A 3,300-nucleotide genomic window follows, 5' to 3' on the forward strand; every position below is an offset into this window, starting at 1 on the left:
CGACACGCTGGTGCGCGAGGAACTGGGCATCGACCCGGAAGAACTCGGCGGCTCGGCCTGGGGCGCGGGCGGAACGTCCTTCCTGCTCTTTTCCTTCGGCGCGATCTTCCCGGTTGCCCCTTATTTTTTTTGGACGGGCGACGTGGCGCTTTTGACGAGCCTTGCCTTGAGCGGCCTCGCGCTTGCCGGCATCGGCGCCGGCACCTCGCTCTTCACCGGCCGCGGCGCGCTTTTCTCCGCCGTGCGGCAGTTGTTGATCGGTTTCGCCGCCGCTGGCGTCACTTATGGCGTCGGTGCGTTGGTCGGCGTTAGCCTTGCGGGATGATCCGGGTGCCCCTGTCCGGTTGAAGCCGTCACATGTGGTGGGTATGGTGTGATCTTTCCAGGGGGCACGCATGCCGGCACTCGGTCTCATCATTCTGTTGGCGCAGATCGGCTTCGCCGTTCACGTCATCCGCACCGGTCGGCCGATCTTCTGGATCTTCCTGATCGTCTTCGTGCCGCTCATTGGCTGTATCGTTTACGGCCTTGTCGAAATCCTGCCCGAACTTGGCCAGAGCAATACCGCGCGTAAGGTCCGCACGACGCTCGATAGCGCAATCAATTCCGAACGCGATTTCCGGGCCCTCGTCGCGGCGGTCGATGATCTGCCAACGCCGCATAACAAGCATCTTCTGGCGAGCGAGCTGATCCGCCGTGGCGACTATGCGGGCGCCCGCGAACTCTACGAAAGTGCCCTTGCCGGACCGCACGAGCACGACCCGGCACTCCTGATGGGGTTCGCCCGCGCGCTCTTCATGCAGGGTGACGGCGCTGGCGCGCTTGCGGCCCTGGACCGGTTGCAAGCCGAAAACCCCGGCTTCCAATCGCATGAGGGCCATCTTCTCTATGCCCGTGCGCTCGAAGCTCTCGGTCGCCGGGACGAGGCCATGCGGGAATACGAGGCCTTGCTGCCGCATTATCCGGGACAGGAGGCGCGAGCGCGCTACGCGCTGCTGCTGAAGTCGGCGGGCAGAGAAAGTGAGGCCGGCGAACTTTTCGCCTTGATCGTCAAAGCCGTCGAGCGCGGCCGCAATGACTATCGGCGCGCGCAACGCGAATGGTACGAGATCGCTAAGGCGAACCTCGCAGGTAACGACGATCTAACCGCATAAACGCAAACGGCCGGCCGCCGAAAGCTGCGGCCGGCCGCGGACGCAAGGCTACTCAACTGGCTTACTGATCTTCGTGTTTCTCGGTCGTGGTCGTCGTGGTTGTAGTCCCCGGCGAATAGGGCTGCGGCGCGGTGATGGCGCCGGTGGTCTCCGTCGTCGTGCTTCGCGTGGTCGACGAGGTGGTCGCATCGTCGCTGCCGCACGCCGCGAGAAGCGCGAAGGAACCGCCGAGAAGGACCGCGATCGAGGCGCGGCGCAAGCTGGCAAAGGTCATGGCGTCTGTTCTCCCGTCATCTGTATCATCCATCATGCCGTCAACGCATTGTCGGGGCTTCGGTTCCTCCGTAGCCTGACGATACGAAGCGGCGCTCATGCCGCCGACGCGCCGGTGGGGCTTAGTAATGTTTCTCGACCGTCGTCTGAGTGACCGTCGAGGGAGACGTCGTGGTGGTAGTGGTGCCGGGCGAATAGGGCTGGGTCGTATCGGCGCCGGGCTGGTTTGCCTCGACATGCGTCTCGCCCGGAACCTGGGTGGTCGTCGTGCTGGTCGTCGTCGTCGGTCCGGCGCAGGCGGCCAGGAGCGCAAGGGCACCCGCAACGGCGAGCGGAGCGGTCATCTGGCGAAGGCGGAGTGCGGTCATGGATCAATTCCTTCCAAAGTCCCGGCCCCTTCCCGTCTGGCCTCGAATAAACGAAGCCCCGTCCGAAACCGTTCCGCCTACTTCACAGGATTATTGTTCTCATATTGTTCTTGTGCCGTCGCCATCGGTTCGCTAGTCTTTGTTCCGACGGCGGACGAGCTTTGGGGGCGGGCATGGTCGCGCATATAGAAACGGTGGCGTTCCTGGGCGTCGAGGCTCGGCCTGTCGATGTGCAGGTCCAGATCGCCGGCGGCGTGCCGGCCTTCTCCGTTGTCGGTCTCGCGGACAAGGCGGTCGGCGAAAGCCGCGAACGTGTCCGCGCCGCATTGTCGGCCATCGGCCTCGGCCTGCCGCCGAAGCGCATCACCGTCAATCTCGCCCCCGCCGACCTGCCCAAGGAAGGCAGCCATTACGATCTGCCGATCGCGCTTGGCCTCCTTGTCGCGATGGGCGTCCTGCCGGTGCAGGAGCTTGAGCGTTTCGTCGTCATCGGCGAGCTGTCGCTCGACGGCGCGATCAACGCGGTGGCCGGCGCGCTGCCGGCGGCGATCGCGGCCAACGCGAAATCGAAGGGCCTCATCTGCCCCTTCGAATGTGGGCCGGAGGCCGCCTGGGCCGGCATGGGCGCGGACAATCCGGGCGGTGTGCTCGCGCCGCGCTCGATCATCCAGCTCGTCAATCATTTCAAGGGCACGCAGGTTCTGGCCGAGCCGGCGCCGATGCGTGCGGTCGAGGCGCGGGCGCTGCCCGATCTCCGCGACATCAAGGGTCAGGAGAGCGCCAAGCGCGCGCTCGAAGTGGCCGCCGCCGGTGGTCACAACATGCTGATGGTCGGTCCGCCGGGATCAGGCAAATCGATGCTCGCCGCGCGTCTCCCCGGCATTCTCCCACCGCTCTCTCCGCGCGAGATGCTCGAAGTCTCGATGATCGCCTCCATCGCCGGCGAATTGACATCCTCCGGCCTCGGTCGCGCGCGGGCCTTCAGAAGCCCGCATCATTCGGCCTCGATGGCGGCGCTGGTCGGCGGCGGCTTGCGTGCGAAACCCGGCGAGGTTTCGCTTGCCCATCGCGGCGTGCTTTTTCTCGACGAATTGCCGGAATTCCCGCGTCAGGTTCTCGACAGCCTGCGCCAGCCGATTGAAACCGGAGAGGCGGTCGTCGCGCGGGCGAACGCCCATGTGACCTATCCGGCCCGTTTTCAGCTCGTTGCGGCCATGAATCCCTGCCGTTGCGGCTATGCGGGCGATGCGGCGCGCGCTTGTCCACGCCTGCCGCGTTGCGTCGCCGACTACCAGTCGAAGCTCTCCGGGCCGCTGCTCGACCGGATCGACATTCATATCGAGGTGCCGCCGGTTTCGCCCGCTGATCTCTCGCTGCCGCCCGCCGCCGAAGGGTCTGCGGAGGTGGCGATCCGCATCGCAGCCGCCCGCGAGATACAGGAGGCGCGCTATGCCGAATGCGCTGCGGTCGGCGGCCCGAACCTCAATTCCGAGGTCGAGGGCGAG

The 3,300-nt window shown here is 65.7% G+C and carries 5 protein-coding genes; 3 read left to right on the forward strand and 2 right to left on the reverse strand.

What is annotated here, in order from left to right:
- Both VMR03_RS03330 and VMR03_RS03335 read left to right on the forward strand, forming a co-directional pair.
- A partial coding sequence (locus tag VMR03_RS03330) for a VIT1/CCC1 transporter family protein (RefSeq protein ID WP_325402268.1) occupies positions 1-325 on the forward strand: 325 nt, incomplete at its 5' end.
- Between the two features lie 70 nt (positions 326-395).
- Positions 396-1,154: a tetratricopeptide repeat protein gene (locus VMR03_RS03335; RefSeq protein ID WP_325402270.1), complete on the forward strand. Its 759-nt coding sequence runs from the start codon at positions 396-398 to the stop codon at positions 1,152-1,154.
- A 61-nt stretch (positions 1,155-1,215) separates the two neighbouring features.
- Here the strand turns inward: VMR03_RS03335 and VMR03_RS03340 are convergent, their stop codons facing one another.
- Both VMR03_RS03340 and VMR03_RS03345 read right to left on the reverse strand, forming a co-directional pair.
- On the reverse strand, positions 1,216-1,428 hold the full coding sequence (locus VMR03_RS03340; RefSeq protein WP_325402272.1) for a hypothetical protein: 213 nt from the start codon (positions 1,426-1,428) through the stop codon (positions 1,216-1,218).
- A gap of 121 nt (positions 1,429-1,549) precedes the next feature.
- The gene (locus VMR03_RS03345; RefSeq protein ID WP_325402274.1) at positions 1,550-1,795 is read right to left on the reverse strand and encodes a hypothetical protein; all 246 of its coding nucleotides are present in this window, start codon (positions 1,793-1,795) and stop codon (positions 1,550-1,552) included.
- Positions 1,796-1,968: 173 nt separating this feature from the next.
- Between VMR03_RS03345 and VMR03_RS03350 the strand changes: the two genes are divergently transcribed.
- On the forward strand, positions 1,969-3,300 hold a 1,332-nt coding region (locus VMR03_RS03350; RefSeq protein WP_325402276.1), incomplete at its 3' end, for a YifB family Mg chelatase-like AAA ATPase.

This window comes from Parvibaculum sp. (genome assembly GCF_035511255.1).
Lineage (GTDB): Bacteria > Pseudomonadota > Alphaproteobacteria > Parvibaculales > Parvibaculaceae > Parvibaculum.